The sequence below is a fragment of the Dialister sp. genome (assembly GCF_036343215.1).
GTDB lineage: Bacteria > Bacillota > Negativicutes > Veillonellales > Dialisteraceae > Dialister.
In genome coordinates, this window is sequence record NZ_JAZASU010000193.1 from 1 (window position 1) to 1,608 (window position 1,608).

At 46.8% G+C, this 1,608-nt stretch carries 1 protein-coding gene; it reads left to right on the forward strand.

What is annotated here, in order from left to right; all coding sequences use genetic code 11:
• Positions 1-203: 203 nt before the first annotated feature.
• The gene (locus tag VZT47_RS10305) at positions 204-968 is read left to right on the forward strand and encodes a hypothetical protein (protein ID WP_330224872.1); all 765 of its coding nucleotides are present in this window, start codon (positions 204-206) and stop codon (positions 966-968) included.
• Positions 969-1,608 lie beyond the last annotated feature (640 nt).

The window sequence follows — 1,608 nt, forward strand, 5'->3', positions numbered from 1 at the left end:
CCTTTAGAGTGCCTCAAAAACCGGTCAAAACTACTAAAATTTACTCCGAACAGGGTGAATAAGGCCCTATTTCCTTTAAACGCAATAGAGAAATTTCGATTTGGAAGCACTTTAGCAGCTGTTAAGTTAATGATATTGCTGTTAAAAACAGGCTGTACGGTTTAAAATAATATTGTAACCGATTTTAAAAAAAGGAGGCGCCCATGGATCAGGATTTATATCTGAAAAGTATGGGAAATACCGCCTCCCAGCGGGCCTTCTTTTCCTACATGGCCCAGCCTCAGGGAAGTTATTCCCTCCATATGATTTTCCGTCAGTTCCTGAAGCAGAAACGGATCGTCATGCAGCCAAGAGAGCAGGCACACTGGAAAATATTCCTGGCGGATTACGTCGTTTTCCGCCTGTATATCGCCCGGTATGTACTGAAAGAGTTTGCCGGCGACTATACGCCTCTCCTCCATCTGTACCAGGGCTTTGATGAGGTGGATGAACATTTCCCGGAACTTCTCATCCGGGAAGCGGATCCCGGGCGGGGCGTGGGCGATATATCCCTTCTTCCGGAAGAGACGGAAAAACTGTATCCCCCGGAAAAAATCAGAATCCTTCAGGAAAAATTCACCTACATCGCAGAGCAGTCCGGGCTGAAAGGCAAAGGCCGGGATGATACATTAAAACACCTGGTCACGGAAGGCCTCTCCTACCTCGCCCAGAAGGACAAGGTTCCCCTTTACACCCCCATTTTCTGGTTTTTTGCCAAGGAAACCCTGTACTATGCCCGGTACCTGACTGTTTTCTACAAAGGTCTCATTCCCGCCTCCCATTACGAAACGGTCCACGCCCGCCCGGTCCGTCCATCAGAAGAGGAAGAAGAATACGACGAAGACCCCTTCTACAAAAGTTACCGTCTCCCCGCCATGATTTTCCTCTTCCTGGCAGGACTCATCTGTGTGGTACTGGCTCAGGGATGAAATGGCAGACTGCCCTGAGGAAATATCGAATTCGTATAACCGGGATTGGAAATGATCAGTTCTCAGTGGATGTGGGCGCCCTCTCGGGCGCCTTTTTTATGAAAGGCCCAATACAATGAAAAAGCTGTTGTAGACTCAAACAAAAATACAAAAGGGCGGCGCCTTTTACTGCTGCGCCGCCACCTTCCTGATACTCCCGATACTCCCGAGACCCCCGACAACCCCGTAACAAAAGCTTTGTTTTTTTAGTTTTCTTTTCAACACATGATGAAAAGTTATCAGTTATCAGTTATCAGTTCACAGTTCTCAGTGAATGCAGGCGCCCTCCCGGGCGCCTTTTTTATATTTCCCCTCCATTCAATTTGCATGATTGTGGTTTATTTCCAAATCGGAGAAGTTGGAAGCTAACCGTTAGGGGGGTGGAACTTCTAACGACTAACGGCTGATTGCTAAGGACTTTTTGATTTACGATATTTCATAAACTGCGCTGCTTCATGAATGGTGTGCCTTCGTCAAGTAGGAGAATGAAATATAATAAAATTTTTTCGACCAAAATGCCCTGGCAGGGCCTTGACTGAACCTGAGCAAAATGATGTCTGCTAGAGAAGGGCTTCAAGCCATAGGGCTTAGAATTCTATCA